Source organism: Bacillus sp. SB49 (assembly GCF_000469135.2).
GTDB lineage: Bacteria > Bacillota > Bacilli > Bacillales > Halobacillaceae > Halobacillus.
Window position 1 is genome coordinate 3,117,915 of sequence record NZ_CP048117.1, and the last position, 25,758, is coordinate 3,143,672.

Here is a 25,758-nt window from a genome sequence, read left to right on the forward strand (position 1 = left end):
ATCTTGTTCAAAAATTTTACAAAGAAAAACAAGCGGGCAGGCAATCTCCTAATGCTTCTATTATTACGACAGCAACGAACTCTATCACCATGCTTTCCTTTATTCGAGCATACTTGAGTGGAGATAATCTACTTACCTATAACGTTGTGCCAGCCATCGCCATCTTCCAATTGAAGAGGTCTGGAAGATAATATATTTAGTGAAACGAACTCCCAGACGTCTTCCAGTAAAGAAGGGAATTTTTCTATTTAGCAGGTAAAACGATGCACTTTTTCACCTTGCATTCACATAATCCCCCAATAAGGTGATCGATCGGAGCGGAAGTGGTTCATTTGTTTCGCTTTTATACGATACCGTTCCGTTTCTCAATTGATGGACTTTTTTTGCTATCGTTTCTTCATCCTTTTGTTCACCGGCAACTAAAATCTCTCGGACGACTTGTCTATTTATCGTTACTTTTCCACCTGTCTCTTTACTGAATTGCCAATTCAACCTCGGCATCGTAGCTGTTTTAACACCAACAGAACTGAAGATCGGTGTACTGCCATGTCTGAACAAACCGCTGCCCATACTAATTTTATTTACACTTACCTTTGTACCTTCCGCCACTTCTTCCGTGTCATTGTAGCGAATCAATGTATAACGAGGTGAGAAACATTCCGGAAGGCCTTCGTTGGAACTTATAGCTCCATTTGTCAAATACTTGATTCCTGCCGTGCTTCTTAATGAAGCATCCATAACGACATAAATATTCTTCACATTACTGCCTTCTTCTAAGTCCATTTGGACAAGTGCATCTTCTAATTTATTATTCCACCATTCTTTCATGGAATTACTTTGTTTCTTGTTCTTCATGGTTTCTGTGATCAGAAACTTGGACATGTCCCTGTAGTTCAACCAAGCGTCTTTTCCCATCACCTTATAGGCCGTTTCTGTCACTCCTTTTTTTCTGGAGACAACTAGATATCGTTTGTTATTAACCTTTAACAATTTCACCCCTACCCAAACTTCTGACAGAGGTAATTTGTCGTAGATACATTGAGGAAGATACCCAGCATGTTGTAACAAGTCACGGACACAGGCAGGTATTTTAAATGGGTCTTCCTTTTTCGAAATGTCGAGGCTATTAATGAATTGCACGAGTACACGTTCTTGCCTAAAGCCATCCCCGACGGCTTTCTTACTGTCCAAAGAAGCTGTCGCTGGGCTGAGATGATATCCAGGTATATGGACGATCGCTTTATCATGATGTTCTGTTTGTTGTATGATTCTTCTTACTTCATTCGCTTTGAACCTTTCTTCTTCAGATCCCTTTCCTGCTAAGGGCTCCACCATATGGATACGATCTTTAAACCAAAACCTCAGCTCGAGTAATGATTGCTTCTCGAATACACAGACTCTCTTTACTTTCTCAGACGAATGAAAAGCTATGAGTAGCTCCAGTTGCAGTTCCTTCCATACAGAAGGAAGGACTGCTATCAAATCGTCATATGCGTCTACATTGGAGAGCTCCAATAAACAACCTTTACCTTCTTTTTTCTGTAATATTCTTTCCAATGCATCATCCGCGGTAGAAAATCCTTCTTTCAGCACATCCAACTTTCCCCATCCGCTGAAGCCGTGAGGGATTTGGTGAAAGACTTTCTTTTCTTCGTTATCCCATACGTCTATATCAACAGGACCTGATACCACCGGAAAGCTGCTCTTATTCCGCATCTGTACTTTCACCTCCTTCGATAAGGTTTCCAGAGGCGCACAGCCGTTTTCTGTAAGGAATGCAACGGTCAAATTCCAGCGTTGCTTTAAATCAAGACCTGCTCCCACATTGACATGATGAGATAAGTAATAGTGATTGTTGAAAATAGGATAAAAAGAAAACGGATCTTCGGGACTTGTTTCCCTATTTGTTAAACGATCTTCCCAAGCAGAATGACCAAGGAAGCGCTCCATCATTTTCATATCAGATAAGTCAAGTTTCAACTTTCCTTTATCATTTTTTACTTTGAGCTCCATTCCTGTTCTTACACGACTATGATTGTACAGGCCCGTCCCATAGACGAGAATACTCCCACGCTTTCCCCACTGTAAAGATTTATGGATAGGGGCCTCGACGATTCTCTTTAAATTAGTGTTGATCTTCAGATACACCTTATCCGAGAAAGGCTTCGTCACTACTTTCGCCTGAATTTCATAGAGGACCGGGGAGGAATAAGAAGGATTTCTTTTATTCGAATGAAATATCCTTACAGGCTCACTCACACAGGATGTTTCTCCCGACTGGTACATCACAAGCCTGAAGGTGATTGGCTGCTCGAAGTTAACTCCTTCCACGTTTTTAGAAGTCTTGGAGAACTGATAATGATAGTAGGCAGCTAAGAAGCTGTATTTTTCGTCCGTTTGATAAACATCTGATACAGACCGTTCTACCCATTCCCATCCATCCAATGGATCTATTCCAAGATCGATTTCTAAGTCGTTGCTCCACTTTTCTATCGTAAATAACACGTCTTCCAAATCCAACTGTTTCTCCGTATAGAGGAACGGAAGGCTGTCCTCAAGGTAAGCAGGGTACGCATAGAATGACTTCAGCTCCACAAAGAAAACATCTGGATGCTCCATTACGAGGCGGTTCCTTAGATCAAAGGTTCGTTGTTTTTTCTCATACCGGCGAATTCTTGTCGATTGTTGAAAAGCTGCCACTACTTGCTTAGGCATCATAAGTGTATAGATCTTTTTATCTTCCAGCAGGTCCGCATCAATAGATCCCATGTGTAAATGAAGCCCATTTTCATCATAGTTCATTTTCGTACACACTCCCTGTTTCGTAGTATTCCTCCATTTCTTTCAATGCCGTATAAAATGGTCCATATAATGCCTGTAAGACTTCATTCTTTTCGTGACGCTTTAACAACCTTTTCCACACAGCGACCATGGAGGTGTCACGGCTCCATCTATCTTCCTCTTTTGTATAGTCAAACTTAGCATCAGCCAATATGACACGGGATGCTGTATCCCCTCTCTGCATGCGACCAGTCAGTTGAATCACCAACACGAGAGTATACCAGCAAAGCTGCTCCACCATTTTGTTTTTCTCCAAAACTTTGAAAGTCATGGGCATTGAAATGTACCGCCGTAATAAAGTATTCGTCTCTTTTCTCAGTTTCTTCGCGAAGGCTTCATAGCGCAGATCAGAATCATTTAATTTAATTACTATCTTATCCAACGCATCATGGAGCAACGTGTAGATGTTCACCATATCGCCTGGGTAGTAGTAAGGACGGACGAACAAGCATGCACTGCCAAAATAGGATTTGTGCTCCGAGCCTTTCTTCCTTTGGAGCATATTATGTCCTCGTGCGGTCACAGAAAGCGGCGCAATAACAACATCCAATCCATATTCAGGAATATCTTCTAACTGATTGGCTAAATATGCCTCCCCTTTACCTTCCTTAACTTCCAGCCCGTGCTTGGTAAGATATCCGAACCTCCCCTTCCAGTTCCTATGTTTGCGGAATTCTCCTGCAACCACGCGTGCTTCCTCGTAGCTGTTGACGACGACCAGAACCGCACGTTTGTCCCCTTCTCTCTTCCAATGATCCAGCTCTTTTGGGATCACGTGTTTAATATAGTGGTCGGCGACATCTTTTAAGTTCTCCTCCCTTTTGCCTCCACTTCCACTCACAGATATATAATCGAACCCCGCATCCTGTGTCGGTACAGGGCCATTGAGCAATTCTATGGAAGGCGGCTTATGTTCAGATAGCAGCTTCCATTTAGCTGGGATCGCCACATGGGAATGCGGAGATCCCTGGGCCCACGATGTACCCGACAACATCACGACACACGGACCTTCCTTCCTGACTTTCTTCCATTCCTTTTTCTGTTTTATCCGAATATATTCTTCCAAACGGTCCTGCCACTGGATAAGAAGATCTCGCGCTTTTCCGTGGTAGGTCAGTAGGGACAATTCATATCGTTGTTGCTTATACCGGAGTTGATAGCCGTACCGGACTGCGGTAACGACGGAATCAAGCAGAGTGAACAGCTTGGACCCTCTCCCGAATAATTGATCCACCTCAGGAGTCCGTTCCAGTTTAAGATCATCAACCACATCCCAATATTGATAGACGAGCCTTTTCAAGAGCGTCTCAAACTTGTCTAAATAGACGACGAATTTCAAATGATTCAGCAGCCAATAGCTTGTATCGAGTGAATAAAGCCTACTCTGCTTCCTATTGTTCAATGGCTTGTAATCAATGAAGTAATTCTCTAAAGTCCGCTGCCTCTCTTCATCTACTTCGTGTGGGTTTGTATTCAATATCGACCGGTATTCCTTGAGGTTCTTTACATAAACAGTCTCTCCCGCTGAAGGTCCCTTTTTGTCGGACGAGAAAAAGAAGCGCAGCAATTGATCTTTTTCTTCCCCCTTCTCTTCCTCGGATTCCCACAAATAAAAATCTGTGATTTCTGCAATAAGCTGATTGAGGTGCAGCTTCTTCCTCAGGTACCTTTCCGCAAACGCTTCTTGTTCATGGAGCAATCCATTCAGATTGGATAGTACAGCGGACATTTCCCATAAATTAATCGACCATCTCTTTACACTTGGTTTGCTCAGCTGTTTTTGATTCTCTCCATTTAACACAGACTGGGTCTGATTGTTCAACTTATAGATGAAGTGCTCGCGGCTTCCTGTAAGCGGCGTTTCATCCACGGAACTGTCATCATAGACCGCCTGGATACTATCGACCTCGTCCAGAAAAACATAGTCAGCCAGATCATGGACTGCCTGTTGTAGAATTCTTTTCAATGGGTCGACGAAGTGCGGAAGTTTTGTTTTAATAAGCGTTTGTGGAACGGTAATCCATACGCTGGCCTCCGCCATTTCCCGATAAGGCTTCATTTGGTTGCAGCTGCCCGCATAAGGACAGAGATCCAACTGATTGTTCAAACATGGGAATCCTTTCCCTTCCACCTGATGGTAACTCTTGATCAAACAATCATTGTCCATGGATTCCAATAATGCATTACTTTTCAAAATATCCGTTAAAGATGTAGCGGTTTTCATTTCTTTTTCCAGCAAACGGTGATAATGGCTGGCTTTATTGTGTACACCAGAGACGACAACCGAACGGATCCCCATCGTATCCAATAGCTTCTTTACTTGGTTTGCCCGGTCAATTGTATGGACAACTACGCAAGTCAGTCCATCCTGCCGCTCTTCTTTATAAATCCTGTATAAGGCTTCCTCGATCAAAGCATTCTTCCCGACTCCTACGCCGCCGGCCAAATGCAGCATCGATTCGTAAAAAGGCAGATAATCCGGTACCTTCCTCCCTTTCTTAATGAAAGTTCGCCGAGACTGCAGTAGCCATTTGGGAGACCCCGCAATCGTCATCATCTCTTCTGCGACTTTTATCCTTTCTGAACGATTGATCGGCATAAGATACCGGTTCTTTTTTCTCCATGGAGGAAGCTGGGGGATGCTTCCCGGCCGATGCTTGAATGAACCAGCCTGGATATACCCCTCAGCCATTCCTCCCGTCATTCGAACCGAAGTGGTCCCTTCATATGCATTTGCCCCTTTGAGGATACGATGATAAAAATAGACTCTTTTGTTCCGACGTTTCCAATTTCCCGGTACCTTTCGCTGATACACGGAGGAGAGAGAAGGAAGTTCCCTTCTGTCAGTACGTAACAATCCTTGCCGGATTAAGAAAGAGGTCCATGCTTCCGGTTGCCACTTGAACACTTCCTCCGGTTCATGCACGGGCTTTTTCATCCTCCAATAACTTCCACCGTTTATAAAAGAAAATAAACGGTATTCATAAGGCATCGCTTGGTATTGGCGCAACGATTCCTCCCAAGCTCTTTGAGAATCAAAAGGGTATTCCCTCACCAACCGTCGTAACTCCTGCCATTTTTCTTTAGAATAAATGGAACGACTGCGAGATTCCTCTTTCTGGTACCCTAGTAAGAATGTCCAGCATTCGTTGGCAGAAGGACGAGGAACTTCCTGATAAGCTAGAAAAAGCAACAATTCAACTGATAGCATCCTTTTACCTGCCGATCCGCTTCCTAACCCTGCTCCTCTAAAAAATTCATGATACATATCCATGACACCTTTCAACCTTCCACCTCCTCGGGACATAAAGAACGGACCAAGTTGTACCATTTCGCTTCGGAATAGATAGACAGATACGGTTTTAATGAAGGGTTGATATACGCTTCGACCCATTCCACATAGCCATTTGACTTCTTTCGGATAATATCTTGCGGGATCACAATATACACCATATTTAATCCACCCAGCTTTACGTTTAGATCGCTATACTGCTCATTCAAAAACTTGACCAAGCTCCATGGATTACTCACATCCTTCACATCTGCCTGAATCTTCCGTTCCCCACGCTCACATATGGCCAAGTCTACCCGGTCATAATCCGGGTGCACCTCTACGGTGTATCTACTAACTCCGTTCAAAATCGCTCTCGTTTTTTCTTCTATCCTCCGTTCCTCTATACCGGGCCTCCGAATAAAACGCATAGTCCAATCATTGACCATCCAATATCTCGTAAATTCCTCCAATTTAACCTTCGTCGGTGATTCGACATTGCACCTCTTACCAACACACGCCTCCATACTCCCGTCCCCGCGCACATTCAATACTTGACCGCACATCTGGCAAATTCCGACCTCCCGTATCGTTGCCGGTAATTCCATAAAGAAAGTTTCTATTGCAAAGGAACGAACAGGTAACGGCAGCTGTTCTACTAGACCTTCCACATTCCTTCGCTTTAATAAACACGAAAAGTCACCGGACCCCAATTGTTCACGAAAGCGGATAAAATCCTTTTCCCCACCATAGTCTTTACACTGTTCGTACACGTGTCTGTATAATTCCGTTCCCCTGTCCTCCGGAAGTTCTGCCACAGCATGCCGCCACTCGCTCCGAACCGTTCGTTTAAAAGAGTCATAGACAGGAACGTCTTCCCCACCGACTATCCTAAGAAGATTTGGTACACCATAGATACTAACAGGCTCATCAATAGCTGCTATGATTTCATGAGGACTCTGAAAAAAGGTGATATCCTGGTCTAACAGAGCATTACGAAACTCTTTAGCAGACCTATATACTTTCAGGTAAGCATCATTTGCAGAGGTTTCTCCCCCCAATCTGTCCATTGTTTCTATAAGAGTCAGATCGAGCTCGACCAAATGTTTTACAAAGTTCATCCAGACTTCTTCAACCGATTCACGCAAAGTTCATCCTCCTCTTTTATTGTTATTTTTTAGCAATAATAACATAATAACCTAAGAGGAGGCGCATTTTTTTGCATAGGTAATTTGCTTCATCAAATTTTAATTGTTAACAGCTATCCCTTTACTGCTTGTTTGATAAAATGGCAAACCTACCGATCCATTGCTAAATTTCCTATCCGAAGCACGGACGTCGTATAATGAAAGTACAGCTCGGCACCCCAGGATAAGCACAAAACCGCTGCAAGTCTTCCAAATTACAAGTCTCTCGCCATCCTTTCCAGCACACAAAAAACAGCCGATTTCCGTGTCTCTTTATTAAGGAAGAGGAACATTTCCGTTCGCTCTCCGAACACATGAAAGACTACTATTCCTCACCCGATCTGCCGTACGATTAGCCCCCCTATCCAAAATCATTCAGGAAATTACCGGAAACTACTTTATGCGAAGCTACGGCACCAAGGACGGATTTGGCTATCAACCTGTAGAAAAGAAGGGTCCCCAAAAAACACCCCACTGTTTTGGGGAGCGAAAAAAAGAACCGTGCGGGACGATTTGATAGTCCCGCACGGTTCTTTCCATTACTTTTATTCTCTTCCCAGCCTTATAAAGCTGTTACATCCCCCTTGTCGGATAGATGATCACCTTTCCGGTGCATAACTCTTTTCCAGAAGCACCTTCATATAATCAAGGCCCCCACTTGCAGTTCCGGACTTTCCATCGATCTTCATTCTTCGCCATGCAATGGCTTCCACTCCGCATGGACGGTTGTAAAATCTAGAAGGAAATTTGACCTTTAATCCTTCTCTCCTCCCGCAACCTTACCTGCCTTCCAATCTATGCATAGCTCTCCACCATTGCTTTATCCTTAATGATAGTTCCTTTGTCCAATGGTCACATCAGAATCCACGCGTGCACCCTTATGAATCAAAGGCGCATAACTCCATTTATACAAGACCCAATCTCTCAGCGAAAGCCTTTCTCTCCTAGTTGTCTTTTGCAGCAAGGAGAAATATGATGCCGAAAGTAACAAGTGGACACACTTCTATAAGGCCCGTAGATCATTACCCGCTCGATGAACTTATGACGCTTTTTTATCCAAATCTCGCTACAGATTTCACCTGCTCCGTCATCTGACGAGGACACATCTGCATATTAACATTTCTTTTTACCGTAATGAAATCTATGATTTTCTGAACTCAGAGATTCTATTTGACTTAGTAGACAAAATCTTTTCTCTACTAAATAAAAACCTCTTTGCAACAACAGTTATTTTCCCACTGCTCATTATTCTTGCAAAGTATTTTTGTCCTGACAATGACCTATAGGTGATGTGAATTTTATTAAATTTATCCATTATATCGTGAGTTCCATTTTGCACATTTGTGTTTGAAATAGGTATAATAAAAGACTTTTGTTTTTCGATTAAATATATCTGATACTTTTGCGTAAGTCTATCATTACTATAATGAACATCTACAAGGACATTAAGCATGGGTGGATCTGAAATATTGGTAAGTTTAAGAAATACTCCTTTACTTTGAAAATCGATTCGTACAATATCATCATTGTACATTAGATAGGTATCATCATTATTCAATTCAGTTGTATTTACCGTATATAATGTTGCTGTTGGTCTATACTGATAGTTTCTATCCCTTCTTTCTTTAAAAAGATTAAAGATTAAAGTCACCAGTAAAACTATAAGAGGGATAACAACGGACAAATTATTCCAATCAACCTCCAAAACTTCTCCCCCTCCTAAATTTAATTAAATAAATTAAAAAGAAACCTCTAAATTTATCAAAGGTTTCCATATATTTTAAGATTAACATAGAAGTTATAGAATTCCTTGTGGTTGCTAGTTTCGAGACCTTTTGATTTGAAAAATTATACCTTTAGCCAAGGTTTCATAAATGTTGGCATTTAAAATAGTTTTTCTTCTCTTCTTCTGAATTACGAGATTAATAGTCATACCTTTAGCCTTCAACTATATTTTCATTATTTACCATTCCTATTGGTATATACTTAACTGTCAGTATCACCACCTTCAAAGCCTAAAAAAGGCTCTAGTTTCACTAGAGCCTTCCAATTGATCAAAGAAATTAACGAAGAAGTTGTAGAACTCCCTGTGGCTGTTGGTTCGCTTGAGCAAGCATAGCTTGAGCAGCTTGTGAGAGAATAGAGTTTTTAGTCTGCTCCATCATTTCTTTAGCCATATCCACATCACGAATTCGAGATTCCGCTGCTGTTAAGTTTTCAGAAGATGTATCAAGATTATTAATAGTATGCTCTAAGCGATTTTGAGATGCCCCCAATTTAGAACGCTCAGCTGAAACGGTTTCAATAGCACTTTGTATAGTAGTAATCGCATCATTAGCACTGTCTCTATTTGATACATCAATATCACTAATACCTAATGCTTCCGCTCTCATATCGTTAATAGACAAATCCATCTGTTGATTAGTATTTGCACCAATTGCAAATTTTAACGAATTATTTGAATCTATAGTAATTGTATTGGCAGTTGTAGCCTTTGTTAGTTCAAAAGATAGACCCTTTGAATTCCCATCTTTTGTAATAGTGACTTTATTGCCTTCTACCACAAAATCTCCTGCCGCAGCATTTGTTCCATCAATTGTAAAGTCTGCGCCTGTTGCTAATGTCGCGTTAGATCCTTGTGCAGATATATTAGTGTTAACAGAAGCAGATGCCGCTGTGTCACTATCAAAAACGCCATCAAAGCGAACGTCTATCTTACTTGCAGATCCGGTAGATCCTTTTTGCGTTAATGTTAATTCATGAGTACTAGAGTCATAATTGGCAGTAACACCAAAATCATCCGAGCTCTCGTTAATAGTAGTAGCTAAATCTTCACCACTCGTGCCGGTAGCTACATCTAAGGTAGTTCCATTAATTGTAACCTTACCACCTGTTAAGACAGTATCGCTTGTAGCGTCTAAATCAATTGTGGCAGTGGCGGCAGTAGCTAGAGAAGTTACTCCAGCACCTGTAAATGCCACGACTCCAGTTGCTTGAGTGTCAGATGTTCCTTGAATCCCTTTGGCTACAGTAGCATCAGTTTGACTAGCTTGAACACCCGCTCCACCATTAAGCAAAGTTTTCGTGTTAAATTCTGTGTTGTTTCCAATTCTTGTAACTTCTTGTCTGAGTTGATCTACTTCTTTTTGAATTTCATTACGATCCACATCAGTATTAGTATCGTTGGATGCTTGAACTGCCAATTCCCTCATACGCTGAAGTATAGAGTGGGTCTCGTTTAGCCCACCTTCAGCAGTTTGAATTAAAGAAGTGGCATCTTGGGCGTTTTTAGAAGCCATATCCAATCCCCGAATCTGTCCACGCATCTTCTCAGAAATCGCAAGACCAGCCGCATCATCCGCTGCGTTATTGATACGTAGACCAGAAGAAAGCTTCTCCATTGATTTAGACTGAGCATTGTTCGCACTACCCAACTGACGATACGTGTTAAGCGCTGCGATGTTGTGATTAATTCTCATAATTTTGTTACCTCCATGTTTTTGTATTTATGAAGACACATCCTTGTGCCCCCATGATGTATAACCACTCTATGTAACTAGAGTCATTACCTGCTATCAATCTTTCTTCTTCCAACCATGACCTTCTCCCCCGGACGCGCCCAGGCATTCGTGCCATTCGGATCATCGACTTCGACGATCATTAGTAATATCGGTCACCCTCTCAGCTATGTTTAGCAGATTTTCTCATTTCTTCACAAAAATAATTACAGCACCTGCAGCCGCTCCCTCCTGTCCCTAAAGCGCCCGATTTCCTTATCGAAGTAGAGCTTCACATCCCCGACCGGACCGTTGCGCTGCTTGCTGATGATCAGTTCGATTTCGTTTCCGGTGCTTCTGCTGTAGTAGTCTTCGCGGTAGAGGAATCCGACGACGTCGGCGTCCTGTTCAATGTTGCCGGACTCCCTTAAATCCGAGAGCATCGGGCGTTTGTCTTTGCGCTGTTCGACGCTTCGGGAGAGCTGGGAAAGGAGAATGATCGGGACATCGAGTTCTTTAGCGAGCAGCTTGATGGCGCGGGTCATGGCGCCGATTTCGAGGTCGCGCCGTTCGTGGTAACCGGGGGCTTCGAGGAGCTGGAGGTAGTCGATGACGATGAGGGGACGGGTCAGCTGGTGTTTGCGGATCATCTGCCTGAGATGGGCACGGATTTCAGGGACGGTGTAGGCCTGCTCGCAGAGATAGAGCTTCCATTGTGACATCTCGCCGATGGCATCCAGACAGTTGCGCAGGTCGCTTTCGGAAAAGGTGCGCAGCTTCCACTTGTGGCCGTCCACTCCTGCTTTCGCTGACAGCATCCGCCTAACAAGCGCCTTCTGCGTCATCTCCAGCGTCAGAAAAATCGTTTCGCCGCCGCTTTCGCAGTGGCGGGCGGCGAGGTTCAAGGCGAAGGCGGTCTTGCCCATCGAGGGACGGCCGGCGAGGATGACAAGATCCCCGGGCTGCACGCCTCCGGTAATCTGATCGACCTCGTCGTACCCGGTCGAATAGCCGGTCATCGCGTCGTCCTCCAACGGCTCCAGTTCTTTGGATACTTCAATGAGGGTGTCATAGAGTGAAGGATCTTCGATGACTCGTTTCACTTGGCGGTATTTCTCCAATTCTTCGAGGAGAAGATCGAGGGCTTCTTCCGACGGTTTCTGCATGTAGCGCTGGGCCGCTTCCCTCGTTTTCCGGTTGCGGTAGGCGTCAATGACGAGGAGCTGATGATGCTTGAAGTCGACGGTCGTCGGAATCGAGGTCGCCATTTCCGTCATATAGCTGACGCCCCCGACTTCGCGTACCTTCTCACCAAGCTCCGTCGTCACCGTCACCATATCGACAGGCGCTCCTGACTCATCGACCTTCCTGATCGCCTGAAAAATCATCCGGTGGCGCCCGTCATAGAAATACTCCGGCAACAGGATCGTTTCCCCGGCAAGCATTCCGTCTACAAGCAAACTTCCGATCACCGACACTTCCGCTTCTTTGTTATACATCATCGTTCCCATCTCCTTAATAGTTCTTCGAATTTCTGAAAAAATTCCCGCTTCACCTCTGGCGGGACGGCCGCCGCTTCGCGCTTCCACTGCTCGACCTTCTCCATGAAATCGTCCTCTTCCTCCTCATAAGCGGCGATGTCCGAGATGACCGGCGAATAAGGATAACGCAGCGCGTGCTCCGTCACGTTCGCTTTCACCTTCTCGTAATCCATCCGCTCAAGCGCCGGGATCCACACATCCAGCTTCCTTTTTGTCACCTTAAACTTCGGTGCATACAGCTCCTCCAGCATATCGACAATTTCAAACGCCTTTTCGTATTTCATCCGACCGTCTCCTCTCGTTTCTCTTCATACATCGCCATCCATACCGACGCCCTGTCCGCTTCTTCCCGAGGACGCCTTTCCTCCCGCTCCACATCCGCAAGCGACCGGACACCGCGCGCCTGCCAGTTCTTCAGGATCGACTCGATATACCGGAACGACCGCTTGTTGTTCTCGACCGCCACCCCCATCGCCGACGTCACGACGTCATCCGGAAGCTCCTCCGCCCAAGCCGTGATCCGCTCCGCCACATGCGGCGACAGCGTTCCGACGTTCTGCTCGTAGAAAAGGTGCGGACGCCCCGGCTCTTCTTTTCCTCTCCTCTCTTTTCTTTTAATAAAGTCCCCCTCCCTACCCTCCCTGCTGTCCCCCCGCTTGTCCGCCCCGCCGGCCTCCTTCACACAGGAAATCATCGTGTACGAAGGCGACGAATGACGAGATCCGGACCGGAACGACAGGTAGCCCTTCTCCGCAAGCTCCTTCCGCGCCCGGAGGAACATCTTCTCACTCATCGCCGACTTCACCAGCACCGCAGCCGTCGGCACCGTAAACTCCTCCTTCCATCCCGTCTTGTTGTTGAACTGCATCAGCACATACCAGAGCAGCGACGCAGACGCCGACACCTCATTCAGCTCCACCTCATCGTGGAACGCATTGATCTCCTTCAAATAATTCACAGCCTCATCTCCTATTTTTTTAATTAATTTAGAAGGAAAAACTCCTTCGTATCTATAATCGAGAAAGAGAGGCATTTTGGTGTCAAAAAAATCAAAATTTCTTCAATTTTTTTTTCGAACTATAAAAAAGAGAGAATTTCCAACGCGCAAAACCCCGAAAATCCTCTATTCAGGTTTAACCGTTTGACGAGGAGGAATTAGTAGGTAGAAGAAAACCGTCAGGAAAAGAAAGCGCGGTTGGAAAGTGACGAGGTGGACGTACGTGCAGAAAGAATTTTTCTTTACCCATATCGAGAAGACCCCTGTGTTGATGGAAATATTGAGAGCCGACCGCTTCATCGTCCTCGCCGATTTCAAGGCGTCGACGTTTACAGTGGAAGGAAATGATAAGCGAGAGGCGATTATGGAGATGATCATGAAGCTGAAGTGGGAAGCTTAAGCTCTTTCATACAGCCGGAGTAAAAAAGCAGCAGACGGGATTTCCCGCCTGCTGCTTTTTCTCTTTTCAGATGACAAAATAAATCACACAAGGAATCGTAAGCGCACTTAACAAAGTTGTAGTGAGCGTGGCACTCGTGACCATCTGCGGATCGGTTTGGAACTGGATAGCATACATCGTCGTGTTCGCCGCTGTAGGAGTCGCAGCCATAATGATCATGATCTGCTTCACTAAGGGATCGACAGGCAGATACCATACGATGACAGCAGCGATCAAAGGTGCGGCAACCAATTTCAATAGAACGGCGGCCGACAATTTCCTCACGTCCATGATCTGCGGTTTCATTTTGGCCAGCTGCATTCCTAAGGTCACCATAATCACCGGAATCGCAGCATCCGCAATCAGGTTCACTCCGTTCAATAATGGGCCGATGGTGATATCGAAGCTGTTGCAGATGATTCCTGCTATCGCGCCGTAAACCATCGGCATTCTCCGGACCGAGCGGAGAGCCGCTCCCATTCCATCTGCTTCGTCGCTTCCCTTCGCCGCATAATACACGCCGAGGGTACTCATCAACAATTGCTGCAACACCATCAGGAGAATCGCCGTTTCCATCCCCGCTGCACCAAACAGGAATAAGACGAGCGGCGTGCCGTAGTTGCCATTATTCATGAAGGCACACGACAGGATCAACGCACATTTTTCTTTTTCGGTGTAGTGATAGACCTTCGATAGCAGCGTCACTGCAACGATGATGACCACGCACAATCCAACCATATAGATCGTGATATAGAAATAAGAGAAGGTGATCGATTCTTGATAGAACGTCCGGAAGACGAGAAACGGTACGAGAACATACAGGGCAAGCTTGGAGAAGTTGGTGATATCAAAGTCGAAGATCTTTTGAACAAAGTAACCCGTCGCAAAAACGAAAAAAATCGGCAATAAAATTGTGATGAATTCCATAGTCTGATTCTCCTGCCAAACGTTTGATAGGAAAAGGGAGCCCGCTTACGACTCCCCTCCTCTCAACTATTTAATACGATAATTTTCTCTTCCGTCATTTCTTCGATAGCATAACGAGGGCCCTCTTTACCAGTACCGCTCTTCTTCACTCCGCCGTAAGGCATGTGATCGACACGATAACCTGATGTATCGTTGACGATCAATCCACCGACATGAATCTCATCCATAGCCTTCATGACGAAGGACATATCATTCGTAAACAGTCCCGCCTGCAGGCCGTATTCGGAATCATTCACACGCGCAATGACTTCGTCTTCATCCCGGTAGGAATCGACTGCGACAACCGGACCGAACACTTCTTCGCGGCAGACTTTCATCGTATCCTTTACGTTCGTAAGTACAGTCGGGTGATAAAATACTCCATCTCTCACTCCGCCCGTCTCTACGTTTGCTCCTTCTGCAACAGCCTCCTTCACCCACTGTTCGACCCGGATCGCTTCTTCCTCCGCAATCATCGGTCCCATTTGGGTAGCCTCCTGCAACGGGTCGCCCAGTCTGATGCCGGCCGCAGCCTCTCGCGCTTTCGTCAGGAATTCGTCGTAGATATCTTCATGGACATAGACGCGCTGGACGGAAATGCACACCTGACCCGCATTATTGAAGCTTTTTTGAGCAACAAGAGAAGCTGATTCTTCGATATCGGCATCCTTGTGAACGATGGTCGCGGAATTATTTCCAAGTTCAAGCGCAACGTTTCTCAGCCCAGCCTGCTCGCGGATGATCCCTCCTACTTTAGGGCTTCCTGTGAAGGTGAACATGTTTATGTCCTGGTTGGATGTCAGTAATGGGCCGACCTCTTCCCCTTTGCCCGTCAATACGTTCAAACGGCCCTTCGGCAGTCCCGCTTCCTCAAACAGTTTGGTCAGTAGTAACGCGGAGACAGGTGTCTGCTCGGCCGGCTTCAAAATAACGCTGTTGCCTGCGGCGAGAGCTGGTCCGATTTTATGACAAACAAGGTTCAGCGGGACGTTGAATGGCGTGATGGCTGCCACAACGCCGACCGGATAGCGTCTTGTAAAGGCACGGCGGTTTTCTGACCCGGGAGCTGCCTCCACCGGAATTTCTTCGCCGTGAATCCGTTTCGCTTCTTCGGCGGAAATTTCAAGCGTCAAGGCAGATCGGCCTACTTCTCCCCTGGATTCTGTGATCGGTTTTCCGACCTCTTTGGCAATCGCCTGAGCGAATTCTTCCTCGTTATCCCGAAGCAAGTGCGCCACTTTCAGTAAAACCTCGTAACGCTCATACGGAGAGAAGGAGTTGGAAAGAGCTGCTCGCGCACTTTCCACAGCACGATCGACATCCTCTTTATCTGTTCGAGCCGTCTCCGCAACTACATCCTGTGAGTATTTATTAAAGACCGGATCTCTACCGTCTTTCTCGACCCATTCTCCGTCTATAAAAAGTCCAAACGAGTACGTTGTCATCGCTTCAAACATAGTAACAACCCCCTTATTTATTGTAACGTTACGACCTTTTCGCTTGTGCTGAACTCGCTTGCATATCCGGCACTGCCGAATACATCGATCTTCTCTTTTACTTTCTCTTTCATCTGCGCAAGGCCTGCTCCTAAGGAATTGGCAAGGACGATGTCTTCCGGCTGTTCGTTCATGTAGTTTTGTAAGCCTCGGGTAAACGCTTGACGGAGTTCTGTATCGACATTGATTTTGGCAATGCCCAAAGAGATGGCGCGTTTCACTTGTTCATCCGGAACGTCAGAACCTCCATGAAGAACAACCGGACGCTGTACCGCTTTCGAGATTTCTTCCAACCGATCGAAATGGAGATTCGGAGTCTGTTGGTAGATGCCATGGGCCGTTCCGATCGAGACTGCCAGATAATCGACATCCGTCGCCTCTACGAAATCCACCGCTTCCTGTGTTGTCGTAATGAGGGCGTCTTTCTCTGCTACCGTAATATCATCTTCCGTACCACCGATCTTTCCGATCTCACCTTCTGAGCCGATACCAAGAGCCCGGGCAGCTTCGACCACCTGCCTCGTTATCTTCGTATTCTCCTCGAAAGACAGGGCGGAGCCGTCGAACATCACCGATTGAAATCCAAGCTGGATCGCTTCCATCGTTTGTTCGAATTGGCGGCTGTGATCCAAGTGGATACAAAGCGGCACATCATAATGCTCTGCGAAGCTGTCGAGCATCTCTTTCATAGGCTTCAAACCGAGTGTCTGAATGACCTTTTGGCCGATTTGAATCATGACCGGCGATTGCTTTTCTTTTGCTGCTTCCAATATGGCTACGATCGTTTCCGCATTATGTGCACTGAAAGCACCTACTCCGTACCCGTTCTCCCGTGCATGATTCAACATCGTTTTCCCATCAATGAATGGCATTGTCATTTCTCCTTTTTATCGTTTTAATTCAAAACTATAATGGTATTGATCATGACGATATTTAGTTCTTGTATATTCAATAGGACGATCATGGACGCCGAAGCTCAGTCGTGTCATTTCGAGTAGCGCTTCCCCGGCACGGATACCAAGTTCGTCTGCCTCGTTGATCGTTGCGTTAATCGCACTGATCTTCTCTTTGGCCCGGTTCAAATAGATGTTATATTTTTCGAGGATTTCATAATACCTCGCTTCATCCAGGTCATGCTTCATCAAGATTTCCCCGACATCCTTCGGCCAGCATGTCCGCTCGATTGCGACGGGCATGTCGTCCGCGAACCGGATACGCTCGATCAAGAGAATCGGTTGATCGTCTTTGATATCCAGCATCGACTTTTCATGGTGTAGGTTGTCTTTGAATTCGGCTCGGATCAAACGACTGCGCGGCGTTTGGCCTCTTTCCAACACTTCTTCTGCGAAACCCTTCAATTGACTGAGGTTTCCGCTCAGCTTTCTAGGCTTAACGATCGTTCCCCGACCCTGCTTCTTCTCGACAAGACCCTCCTGAACGAGAATCGAGACGGCTTGCCGAATCGTCGTTCTGCTGACGTTGAATTCTTTCATCAATTCCTGTTCGGTCGGAATCAATGTATCAGGCTTCCACTGGCCGTTCTGGATACGTTCGATAAACACTTCTTTCAGCTGTATATATAAGGCAAGATCTTTATTCAGACCATTATTAATATCCGTACTCACTTATTTCCACTCTCCTCTTCGTAACTGGAGGGTAAGAAGGGGGATCACCTCCCAACAACGGACTCAGCCAACGGTAGTAAGCTTGATAGTCCTCGATGAAAGCAGGCGGCAGCAACCTTTCTTCCTCCGCAATGACATCCTCTAATTTAACTGGTTTTAATTCTATTGTATAACAATCCGTCGGCTTACGCTCGATCGCCACCATGCAGCCATCGTACCCTTTCTGCAGCCACCGGCCACCGGCCCAGCCGATCTGATAGGCTTCGTCTGCATCTAGTCGGGATGTAGAACAAGAGCGCTGGTTCATTCCTAAGAGCTCTGCTCTTGTCGTCACGTTACATTCCTGTTTAATGAAATTCGCGATTTCCGTGGAGATCCCTCCTAAGATGGACCGTCCATTCACCTCATCCAGCGTCGTTTGCTCTCCCTGCTCCCACTGCACACCTTCGCTGACGACGAGGAGGGCGTACCCATAGGAATCCAATGCTTTCCGGACAGCATCCATCAGCAGCTGCTTATCGATTGGCTTCTCCGGTATCGCGATAAAATGCGGGCCTTCTTCTTCGTACTCCCGGAAGGCACCGGAAGCGGCCGCCAACCAGCCTGCATTCCTTCCCATCGTTTCCAGAACCCTCACCTGCTCGAAGTTGTTCATCGCATATAAATCCCGGCTCATATCCTTCGTCGTCTGGGCAATGTATTTCGCCGCACTGGCAAATCCGGGTGCATGATCGGTCGCACCCAAATCATTGTCCACCGTTTTCGGAAGCCCTAATACTTTGAGCTCGACACCCTGCTTCTCTGCTTCCTGCTTCACTTTGTACAGGGCTTCCATCGTTCCGTTCCCTCCGATGAAAACTAAGATATCAATGTGATGCTTAGCAAGGTTTACCACCGATTTCCGGATGGCTTCATCGTCGAAGGCATAGCGCCCTGACCGAAGGCAGGCTCCCGGGACATCCTTGTTATCTACCACCCACTGCAGCATGGTGGAATCCCCGGGACGGAACCTTTCTTCAACAAGACCCTCATAACCATCCTCGACAAAGGTCACGTCATAGGTATCTTTTACACTTTCTACAAAACCGGCTAATGTGGCATTGATCACAGCGGTCGGCCCTCCTGCTTGCCCAATTGCTATTTTCATCATCGGGCGTGCCTCCTTTAATCTTTAGTATAGACCACCGTTTCCACACCAAGCTGGCGGCCGAGTTCTACCAATTCATCAGCAACATCTTCATAAACAAGGGCATAGTGAGGCTCGAACCCTTCTTCCATCAAGCCGTATAACGTATCGTTGATGTCTGTTTCCAGTTCCACTTCCACCGAAGTCCCATTGAAGCGTTGAGGTGTATCGAGAGCATTGCCGCGCATCACTAACAGTCGGTACCCTTCCGGCGTGTATCCTACACGGAACATGGTCACCTGCCCCGGCTTCAAGCCGAATTCCATCGTAAAACCGAGCTTGCGGTTCGGGTGTACGCCTGGACGTGCTCCTTGATCCGGATGGGCAAGAGAGTAGGCTCCCGCTCCGCAGTGCCAGAAGACGACAGAATTGCTTGCTTCATTCACGTGGACCATATCTCCAAGGTAAGGTGCCTTCCCGCCGCTCAGCTGCTGCAGAATGAACATCGATACAGCGCCGTGAATGTCCGATTCACAAGACGATACAATACCGTCCTCCGTGAATTGGGACAACGTCGAACAGGCGGCAGCACCCAGTTCATTAAAGAAATCAGGCCAGCAGCGGATGGCGAGACCGGAGAGTCCCTCTTCCTCTATGATGGATTCCACATGTGTCGTGAACTGGGCAAACCTCTGGACCGTCTCTTCGTTTCGGTTCAGACCGATCACCTGTTGTTCCGCTCGGTCGATCGCGTGCTCCCATGCTTCCTGTGGCAGTTTCTTAGATTCTTCGAAAGCCTTCATCAAATCTACTTTCTTGATCTCTACACCGAATTGCTTATGTAGAAGCTCCTCATCCGTCCCTGAGAAAAAGAATCCGGGCGGGTGCTCTCCGACGACGCCGATTTTGAATTGCTTGAGTTCATGAATGACATATTGGACTTTCAGGAACTTGAGCAGGCGGCTTTTGATTTGTGCTTCTTCCGGGTTCCCGAACAAGAAAGAATACGGATGATTCGCACATTTCAGCATATGGCTCGTGCTGTTTCCGCCTGTGAGGGAATTCAACCGGAGCCGGCCGTTGATGCTCGGCTCCCTGATGGACCAAACCATGACAGGAGCCTGCACCTGCTTGATCAACACCTCCACAAATTCTCCATCTGCGAAAGTGACACTTTGATAAATCGATGCGACGATGCGGTCCTTTTCTATGCCATTTAAGAACTCCTCTAATTCATCCGGTGACGTCACGATTTCTTCCGGTTCAATCACTTCAACCCCAAGACTGTTCAGCATGGTTGAACTGTTCTTCCGCTGTATTTCTCCTGCTTCCAAGTCAAATGTCTTTCTGCCGATTGGGACGTAAAGAATGGTCATGCTCATTGCCAGGTAGCCTCCTTCGTGTTCTTAAGACAAATATAACATACATAGTTACCTTTTAGTAAAGGTAACTATGTTTATTTTCATTTTTTCCATGCGTAATGCTGGCGAATGGATTCAAAGGTATCTTTAAAGGCAGAACCTTTTCTATAGAACACAGGCGGTTCGCCAATGCCGGCTGCCACTTCAACCGTACCGCCGCTGTAGGATTCTCCACTCCATAAGTGCACCCATTCATCCTCAGGCAAGTACACCGACCAGAATGTCGCGGATTCCTCATAGACAGGAGCGACTAAAACGTCTTCCCCCAACATGTATTGGTATTGCAGCTCATACGTTCTTTCATCCTCTTCGTATTCCATGAAGAGCGGACGCTGCACAGGAATCCCTTCCGCCGCATTCTCCTTGACGAGCGTTCTCAAATAGGGAGCCAGCGCTACATGGACGTCTGTCATGCGGGCGAAATGCTGCATCGTTTCTTCCTCTTGATCATATTGGTAATTATCATTCGGGCGGTTCCCCTCGTGGCTTCTCATCACTGGTGTGAAAGCAGCCATCTCCAGCCATCGGAGCAGCAATTCCTTCGTCCTTTTATTACCGTGAAGCGATGTGTATCCTCCGATATCGCTGTGATGCAGACCGTTCCCGCATAAGCCTGCGGACAGTGCTGCCGGTATAACCGAGGCGATCCCGTCATCCAGATCCCAGTTCACACTCTGGTCACCTGCCCATAATAAGTGGCAGTACTTCTGGCTGCCGGTATGACCAGCCCTCATGAAGTAAACCAGATCATCCGGACGCTCCGACTCTGCCACAGCTTCGAAGTTGACTTTCGCCCACAGCATCGGCCACGCATTGTGCATCAATTTGGCGGAGACTTGAGTGTGCAGTTTGGCATCTGTCGGCAGATACTCTCCGAAGTCTGCCATCCAGCCGTCCAGTCCAAAATCAATCAAATTGGCCTGTATCACTTCTTTATACCACTGGAATGCCTCCGGATGAGTCAGATCCACAATCCCGCAGTCAAACTCTCCGAAGTCGACCAAGTACACCTCATCTGCTTGGTTCCGAACGAGATAACCCAGTTCAACCGCTTCTTTATACAAGGTACCGTCGTTTACGAGATAAGGATTGATATAGCCGAGAAGGCGGATCCCCTCTGCCTTCCATTCCTTCAATTTCACATCTAAATCCGGATATTCGTTCTCATCCCATTTCCAGTCCCAATTCAACCGTCTTCCAAAAGAAGTGACGCGCTTGCCCTGCCAGTCCTGGGCCCAGACTGCTCCTACTTTTATTCCCTTCTCCCGCGCCTCGTCTATTTTCTGCTGGACCTTCTCCGTTCCACCCTGCATACCGAGCCATATCCCGTCATACGTCCACTCCGGAAGCTCAGGCTGGCGCCCCAGATGAGAGGTCAGGCTGCCAACGAGATCCTTGTAAGTTTCTCCACTCTCGAACAGGACGGATTCCGGTATTTCCCACACCTGCAGCTCGTGGAAATCATCATTACGAAAATCAAAATCCGCATAGGCCGTCGTCTCGACATGACAGAAATACTTTCTCGTAGATAGATAGGTAGGCTGAGGATAGTTCGTATGATAGTAATCCCCTCCTGCCTTGTCATGCACATCTGCCTGCCAGGTCGTATAGGTTGATTTGTTCCGGCCGACTCCTGGCTCGGATGTCCAAAGTGGGAAGTGCTTCCCTCTAAGATTCAAATGGGACATTTGTTGGCCGCATCCATACACTCGTTCGCTGTTATCTGCATGTATACGAATCCAGAAACGGTTATACATCTCCCTGTCCCCATCGAATTGAATACGAAGACTCTCCTTCTCATAAACTACCTGCATCACCAGGATGGATTCGTCTTTTGGAGCGCGCTTTAATTCAATTTCATACCCTGTTTGGTTTTCCGTAACCTGCGCGTATCTCAACCCGCTTCGTTCTATGACATAATCATCGATGTGAAAGTTCCCTCTATACATATCCATCGTTTCTTCGCCTTGTCCTACATAGACACATGGTGATTGTGGAGAATGCTTCAGCAGGGTACGGCCATCCAGTTCGATGGTAAATTGATCTCCTTGAGTGTGTAACTTTAGTCCATGCTTTTGTTCTGATACCGTCTTCATGAAAGAGACCTCCGATTCGAATTATAAATTTCCCGCTTCTTTCAACTGCTCTTCTTGTGATCGTACGTATTTATTTTCCCATTTCTTCTTAGCCACCATAAGAATGACTGCGGTCACTCCCGCTAATAAAGCTGTCGCCATCCAGAACCAGTTCGAAACGATCGCATCCGGATAAGCAAGGCCGATCGGAGAGAACACGATATAGGCGAAAACCATCAAGCTTAGTAATACGACAGCTGTAGGCAGTGCATATTTCCAAGGGACCATGTCCACTTTCGGGCTGTACTTGACGGAATAAGGAGTAGCAAGCGGCTTCATATAACCGACGACAAGCATAATCGCTACTTCTATAACAAACAGAATGCCGGAAATATGGACGAAGCTCATCGTGATTTCGATGCCGAACAACTGTCCGAGACCCCATACCAGCATGTAATAGGTGACGACGTGGAAGACCACGACGATCTTCGCTGCCACCGGTGGAACGAACTTAGATGCGATTCCAACGAGAACAATCGCAATGATCGGAATGTTGAAGAATCCCGTGAACTGGCGGATGATATTCCAAAGCCCTTCCGGTGCATTCATCAGTAACGGCGCGATGAAGAAAGAGATCAGCGCCAGGATCGTTCCGAAATACTTACTGACCCTTACCAGCTGCTCATCATTGGCATTCGGTTTAAAGCTCGGCTTATAAATATCCAGCGCGAACATCGTTGCTGCACTGTTCAACAAGGAGTTGAAGCTTGAGAACACCGCTCCAAGAAGGACAGCAAGGAACAAACCGGACAAGATCGTAGGCATCAGGTTCGTCACCATCGTCGGATAAGCCAAATCCATCGTCTGCATCCCGCTTCCGTACAGATGGAAGGCGATGACCCCCGGGATCATCATCAGGATAGGAACGATCAGCTTGTAGAATCCTGAAAACAGAACCCCTTTCTGCCCCTCTGCCAAGTTCTTCGCACCGAGCGCACGCTGGATCACATACTGGTTCGTTCCCCAATAGAACATGTTCATGAAGATCATGCCCGTGAAGATGGTGGAGAACGGAATAGAATCATCCTTCGACCCTATCGCATTCAGCTTCTCCGCATGATCGGTCGTCATCGTCTTGAACCCTTGAAAAAGGTTTCCATCACCTAAAGCCAGTAGCCCCAGAACAGGAATCAAAAGACCGATGAACAGCAATCCGATCCCATTTAACGTATCCGAAATCGCAACCGCTTTCAATCCTCCGAAAATAGCATAAACTGCACCGATGATTCCGATAATCCATATCACTAACCAAACCGAGGATTCAAACGAAATTCCGAGAAGGCCCGGGACGTCGAATAATTTCAGGACTGCCAGTGCTCCCGAATACAAAACCGAAGGAATCGTAACAAATACATAACCAAGCATGAACAACAGGACAATGTACCGTCTCACACCATCATCGAACCTGGTGCTGAGGAATTCCGGCAGCGTGGAGAAGGCCCCGCCCAAGTACTTCGGCAAGAGGACAAGCGCCATGATAATGACAGCAATCGGTGCCGTGACTTCCCAAGCCATGTTGGATAGATTCGCACTGTACGCCTGTCCGTTCAATCCGATCAGCTGCTCCGCAGACAAGTTCGTCAGAAGCAGACTACCAGCTATGAATCCCCCTGTCAGACCGCGTCCTGCCAAGAAGTATCCATCCGAATCATTGACCTGGCCCTTCGCCTTCCGATAAGAGATCCAACCGACAAGTCCCATAAAGAATACACATGTAATCAGAGTAAAAGCGATGCTATTCATGTCCTTCCTCCTTGAGTGAATTCATTTTCCAGAAACTGAACAAATACATTCGGACCTTTGATCCCGACATGAGCGCCATTAGAGACAAACCTGTCATGCTCTTCGTGAGCAAGAAGCCATTTGTTCTTCATGTAAAGCAGAGGGTCTTCCCCTGCCTGTTCCTCTTCCAAGGGAGTATTCGTACCCTCCGGCAAGATGACCATGCATTTAAATCCGTCAGCGGTTACTTTGCAAGGTGCCAGGTGCAGAGTCGTTTGATAGATTTCCACCGCTGTGCCCTTCGGTATGTAGAATGCCTTCAGAAATCCCGTATCGAATGAATTATCCTCCACTTCATTCAAGTGCCCTAACAACAACACCATATCCGTCATGGCGACGTTGATCTCACTGCCTTTGTGGTACTCCAGTCCACCCAGGTTCGAATTATTGCCGTTACAGTATCCAATCTGACAGCTCATCCCCCCGTAGTACCTTCGTTCCAAAAGCGACTTCAATTCGGGTTCCTCCAACTCCGCTGACCCGGGAACATATTCATTACCCTCCTCCGGAATCAACGTGCGGGCCATCCGTTCCTCGAACCTCTGAAAAGGAAAATCCTCCAACACTCTTCCGTAACGTATAAAGGACTTCGATCTGACATCTTCCACATTCATCGACTGATTAAGGTCCTGCAACTGCTTCAGCATATGCTTCCTCCTCCAAAAGGTATGAACCTTTAATTAAACATCACTACCTATCTTTGAGTCTTATTCTAATGGAAGCGCATTCAATAAAGCAAGTGTTTTTTTAATTTTGAGATAACTTTTCATAGTTTGTTGTTTTAGATAACAAAAAAACGCAGACATAGTCTGCGCTCTTCGTCCTGTTCAGGAAGGATGGACAATCGGTTTAAACCCACCCAATTCCACGATTTCCTGTTTCCCACCGGCCGTAACGAGGTAAAAGTATTCCTTTTCCATAGCCTCGATTCCCTCAACCGTTACCCCCTTCTTCTTATAAAAATTTATGATTTCACTTCTCGCGGCGGTAGATACATTTTTTGAAATCCCTGCGTCTGTAGTCGACGATGGCGTGGGAATGTCCTCCTTGTCCCGCTCCTTCTCCGGCGCTCCTTGGTTATAGATTCCCTGCAGCAGTTTGATGATTTCAGAGAATCCCAGTAACACGACTCCCCAGACGACCCCGTAGATGACGAAGGACCATCCAAGTGTTCGTTGATCGTAGCCATAGGACGGCTCCTCCGTTCCGTAAACCAAGCCTAAAATGATCCCTCCAACAATGGATAACACGCCGAGAATAAACAGCGCTGTAGCAATCGGATTTTTCTTCATACCCTTTCCCCCTTCCTCACATAGTCCTATGTATTCCCTATTTCCTCCAGTATTCCTTCATTAACCACAAAAACAACAAAGTGGGGGCGTAATTGTTATAGAATTGTTATAGTGCATGTAAATAACAGGCATGAGCTAAAAC

Annotated in this window: 19 protein-coding genes and 1 pseudogene; 1 reads left to right on the top strand and 19 read right to left on the bottom strand. The window is 46.6% G+C overall.

Annotated features, from left to right (window positions below; genetic code table 11):
- Nucleotides 1–273 precede the first annotated feature (273 nt).
- The 9 genes and pseudogenes from M662_RS16380 to M662_RS16415 form a co-directional block, all read right to left on the bottom strand.
- On the bottom strand, nucleotides 274–2,802 hold the full coding sequence (locus tag M662_RS16380; protein WP_026577990.1) for a pPIWI_RE module domain-containing protein: 2,529 nt from the start codon (nucleotides 2,800–2,802) through the stop codon (nucleotides 274–276).
- Nucleotides 2,792–5,533 carry a hypothetical protein gene (locus tag M662_RS16385; RefSeq protein ID WP_152522214.1) on the bottom strand — a complete coding sequence of 914 codons (2,742 nt, stop codon included), beginning with the start codon at nucleotides 5,531–5,533 and terminating at the stop codon, nucleotides 2,792–2,794. The genes M662_RS16380 and M662_RS16385 overlap by 11 nt, the downstream gene beginning before the upstream one ends.
- 312 nt (nucleotides 5,534–5,845) lie before the next feature.
- Nucleotides 5,846–6,235 (bottom strand): annotated as a pseudogene (locus tag M662_RS19780) (hypothetical protein); the annotation flags it as partial.
- On the bottom strand, nucleotides 6,124–7,260 hold the full coding sequence (locus M662_RS16390) for a restriction endonuclease-related protein (RefSeq protein ID WP_026577988.1): 1,137 nt from the start codon (nucleotides 7,258–7,260) through the stop codon (nucleotides 6,124–6,126). The pseudogene M662_RS19780 and the gene M662_RS16390, both read right to left, overlap by 112 nt.
- Before the next feature lie 1,180 nt (nucleotides 7,261–8,440).
- Nucleotides 8,441–9,004: a hypothetical protein gene (locus tag M662_RS16395; RefSeq protein ID WP_026577987.1), complete on the bottom strand. Its 564-nt coding sequence runs from the start codon at nucleotides 9,002–9,004 to the stop codon at nucleotides 8,441–8,443.
- A 358-nt stretch (nucleotides 9,005–9,362) separates the two neighbouring features.
- Nucleotides 9,363–10,778, bottom strand: a complete 1,416-nt coding sequence (locus tag M662_RS16400; RefSeq protein WP_026577986.1) for a flagellin N-terminal helical domain-containing protein — start codon at nucleotides 10,776–10,778, stop codon at nucleotides 9,363–9,365.
- A 245-nt stretch (nucleotides 10,779–11,023) separates the two neighbouring features.
- Complete coding sequence (dnaB, locus tag M662_RS16405; RefSeq protein WP_051348905.1) at nucleotides 11,024–12,298, bottom strand: replicative DNA helicase; 1,275 nt, start codon at nucleotides 12,296–12,298, stop codon at nucleotides 11,024–11,026.
- On the bottom strand, nucleotides 12,295–12,621 hold the full coding sequence (locus M662_RS16410) for a hypothetical protein (protein ID WP_008636877.1): 327 nt from the start codon (nucleotides 12,619–12,621) through the stop codon (nucleotides 12,295–12,297). Before M662_RS16410 ends, dnaB begins: the two co-directional genes overlap by 4 nt.
- The gene (locus tag M662_RS16415) at nucleotides 12,618–13,241 is read right to left on the bottom strand and encodes a DnaD domain protein (protein WP_162129313.1); all 624 of its coding nucleotides are present in this window, start codon (nucleotides 13,239–13,241) and stop codon (nucleotides 12,618–12,620) included. Before M662_RS16415 ends, M662_RS16410 begins: the two co-directional genes overlap by 4 nt.
- A 316-nt stretch (nucleotides 13,242–13,557) precedes the next feature.
- Here M662_RS16415 and M662_RS16420 point away from each other — a divergent pair, with 316 nt between their 5' ends.
- Nucleotides 13,558–13,734, top strand: a complete 177-nt coding sequence (locus M662_RS16420; protein ID WP_161484925.1) for a hypothetical protein — start codon at nucleotides 13,558–13,560, stop codon at nucleotides 13,732–13,734.
- A 66-nt stretch (nucleotides 13,735–13,800) separates the two neighbouring features.
- Here the strand turns inward: M662_RS16420 and M662_RS16425 are convergent, their stop codons facing one another.
- The 10 genes from M662_RS16425 to M662_RS16470 form a co-directional block, all read right to left on the bottom strand.
- On the bottom strand, nucleotides 13,801–14,700 hold the full coding sequence (locus M662_RS16425) for an AEC family transporter (RefSeq protein WP_026577983.1): 900 nt from the start codon (nucleotides 14,698–14,700) through the stop codon (nucleotides 13,801–13,803).
- Nucleotides 14,701–14,762: 62 nt separating this feature from the next.
- Nucleotides 14,763–16,196 carry an aldehyde dehydrogenase family protein gene (locus M662_RS16430; RefSeq protein WP_026577982.1) on the bottom strand — a complete coding sequence of 478 codons (1,434 nt, stop codon included), beginning with the start codon at nucleotides 16,194–16,196 and terminating at the stop codon, nucleotides 14,763–14,765.
- A 17-nt stretch (nucleotides 16,197–16,213) separates the two neighbouring features.
- Nucleotides 16,214–17,107 carry a class II fructose-bisphosphate aldolase gene (locus tag M662_RS16435; RefSeq protein WP_026577981.1) on the bottom strand — a complete coding sequence of 298 codons (894 nt, stop codon included), beginning with the start codon at nucleotides 17,105–17,107 and terminating at the stop codon, nucleotides 16,214–16,216.
- 15 nt (nucleotides 17,108–17,122) lie between these two features.
- Complete coding sequence (locus M662_RS16440) at nucleotides 17,123–17,860, bottom strand: GntR family transcriptional regulator (protein ID WP_236096522.1); 738 nt, start codon at nucleotides 17,858–17,860, stop codon at nucleotides 17,123–17,125.
- Nucleotides 17,844–19,010 (bottom strand): diphosphate--fructose-6-phosphate 1-phosphotransferase, encoded by a 1,167-nt coding sequence (locus M662_RS16445; RefSeq protein WP_026577979.1) that lies wholly within the window; start codon nucleotides 19,008–19,010, stop codon nucleotides 17,844–17,846. The genes M662_RS16440 and M662_RS16445 overlap by 17 nt, the downstream gene beginning before the upstream one ends.
- A gap of 14 nt (nucleotides 19,011–19,024) precedes the next feature.
- Nucleotides 19,025–20,368: a sulfoquinovose isomerase gene (gene sftI / locus M662_RS16450; protein ID WP_026577978.1), complete on the bottom strand. Its 1,344-nt coding sequence runs from the start codon at nucleotides 20,366–20,368 to the stop codon at nucleotides 19,025–19,027.
- 80 nt (nucleotides 20,369–20,448) lie between these two features.
- A complete protein-coding gene (locus tag M662_RS16455; protein ID WP_035388274.1) occupies nucleotides 20,449–22,503 on the bottom strand; it encodes an alpha-glucosidase in 2,055 nt (684 codons plus the stop codon).
- Nucleotides 22,504–22,524: 21 nt separating this feature from the next.
- Nucleotides 22,525–24,285: a solute:sodium symporter family transporter gene (locus M662_RS16460; protein ID WP_035388273.1), complete on the bottom strand. Its 1,761-nt coding sequence runs from the start codon at nucleotides 24,283–24,285 to the stop codon at nucleotides 22,525–22,527.
- Nucleotides 24,282–24,971 (bottom strand): DUF4867 family protein, encoded by a 690-nt coding sequence (locus M662_RS16465; protein WP_035388272.1) that lies wholly within the window; start codon nucleotides 24,969–24,971, stop codon nucleotides 24,282–24,284. The genes M662_RS16460 and M662_RS16465 overlap by 4 nt, the downstream gene beginning before the upstream one ends.
- A 180-nt stretch (nucleotides 24,972–25,151) precedes the next feature.
- Complete coding sequence (locus M662_RS16470; protein WP_026577977.1) at nucleotides 25,152–25,616, bottom strand: hypothetical protein; 465 nt, start codon at nucleotides 25,614–25,616, stop codon at nucleotides 25,152–25,154.
- Between the last annotated feature and the right edge of the window lie 142 nt (nucleotides 25,617–25,758).

What these genes read in the sequence shown, in the direction of transcription:
- M662_RS16380 (WP_026577990.1), bottom strand. Translation starts at nt 2,802, where the DNA reads ATGAACTATGATGAAAATGGGCTTCATTTACACATGGGATCTATTGAT.
- M662_RS16385 (WP_152522214.1), bottom strand. Translation starts at nt 5,533, where the DNA reads ATGGCTGAGGGGTATATCCAGGCTGGTTCATTCAAGCATCGGCCGGGA.
- M662_RS16400 (WP_026577986.1), bottom strand. Translation starts at nt 10,778, where the DNA reads ATGAGAATTAATCACAACATCGCAGCGCTTAACACGTATCGTCAGTTG.
- dnaB (WP_051348905.1), bottom strand. Translation starts at nt 12,298, where the DNA reads ATGATGTATAACAAAGAAGCGGAAGTGTCGGTGATCGGAAGTTTGCTT.
- M662_RS16410 (WP_008636877.1), bottom strand. Translation starts at nt 12,621, where the DNA reads ATGAAATACGAAAAGGCGTTTGAAATTGTCGATATGCTGGAGGAGCTG.
- M662_RS16425 (WP_026577983.1), bottom strand. Translation starts at nt 14,700, where the DNA reads ATGGAATTCATCACAATTTTATTGCCGATTTTTTTCGTTTTTGCGACG.
- M662_RS16430 (WP_026577982.1), bottom strand. Translation starts at nt 16,196, where the DNA reads ATGTTTGAAGCGATGACAACGTACTCGTTTGGACTTTTTATAGACGGA.
- M662_RS16435 (WP_026577981.1), bottom strand. Translation starts at nt 17,107, where the DNA reads ATGCCATTCATTGATGGGAAAACGATGTTGAATCATGCACGGGAGAAC.
- M662_RS16445 (WP_026577979.1), bottom strand. Translation starts at nt 19,010, where the DNA reads ATGATGAAAATAGCAATTGGGCAAGCAGGAGGGCCGACCGCTGTGATC.
- sftI (WP_026577978.1), bottom strand. Translation starts at nt 20,368, where the DNA reads ATGAGCATGACCATTCTTTACGTCCCAATCGGCAGAAAGACATTTGAC.
- M662_RS16455 (WP_035388274.1), bottom strand. Translation starts at nt 22,503, where the DNA reads ATGAAGACGGTATCAGAACAAAAGCATGGACTAAAGTTACACACTCAA.
- M662_RS16460 (WP_035388273.1), bottom strand. Translation starts at nt 24,285, where the DNA reads ATGAATAGCATCGCTTTTACTCTGATTACATGTGTATTCTTTATGGGA.
- M662_RS16465 (WP_035388272.1), bottom strand. Translation starts at nt 24,971, where the DNA reads ATGCTGAAGCAGTTGCAGGACCTTAATCAGTCGATGAATGTGGAAGAT.
- M662_RS16470 (WP_026577977.1), bottom strand. Translation starts at nt 25,616, where the DNA reads ATGAAGAAAAATCCGATTGCTACAGCGCTGTTTATTCTCGGCGTGTTA.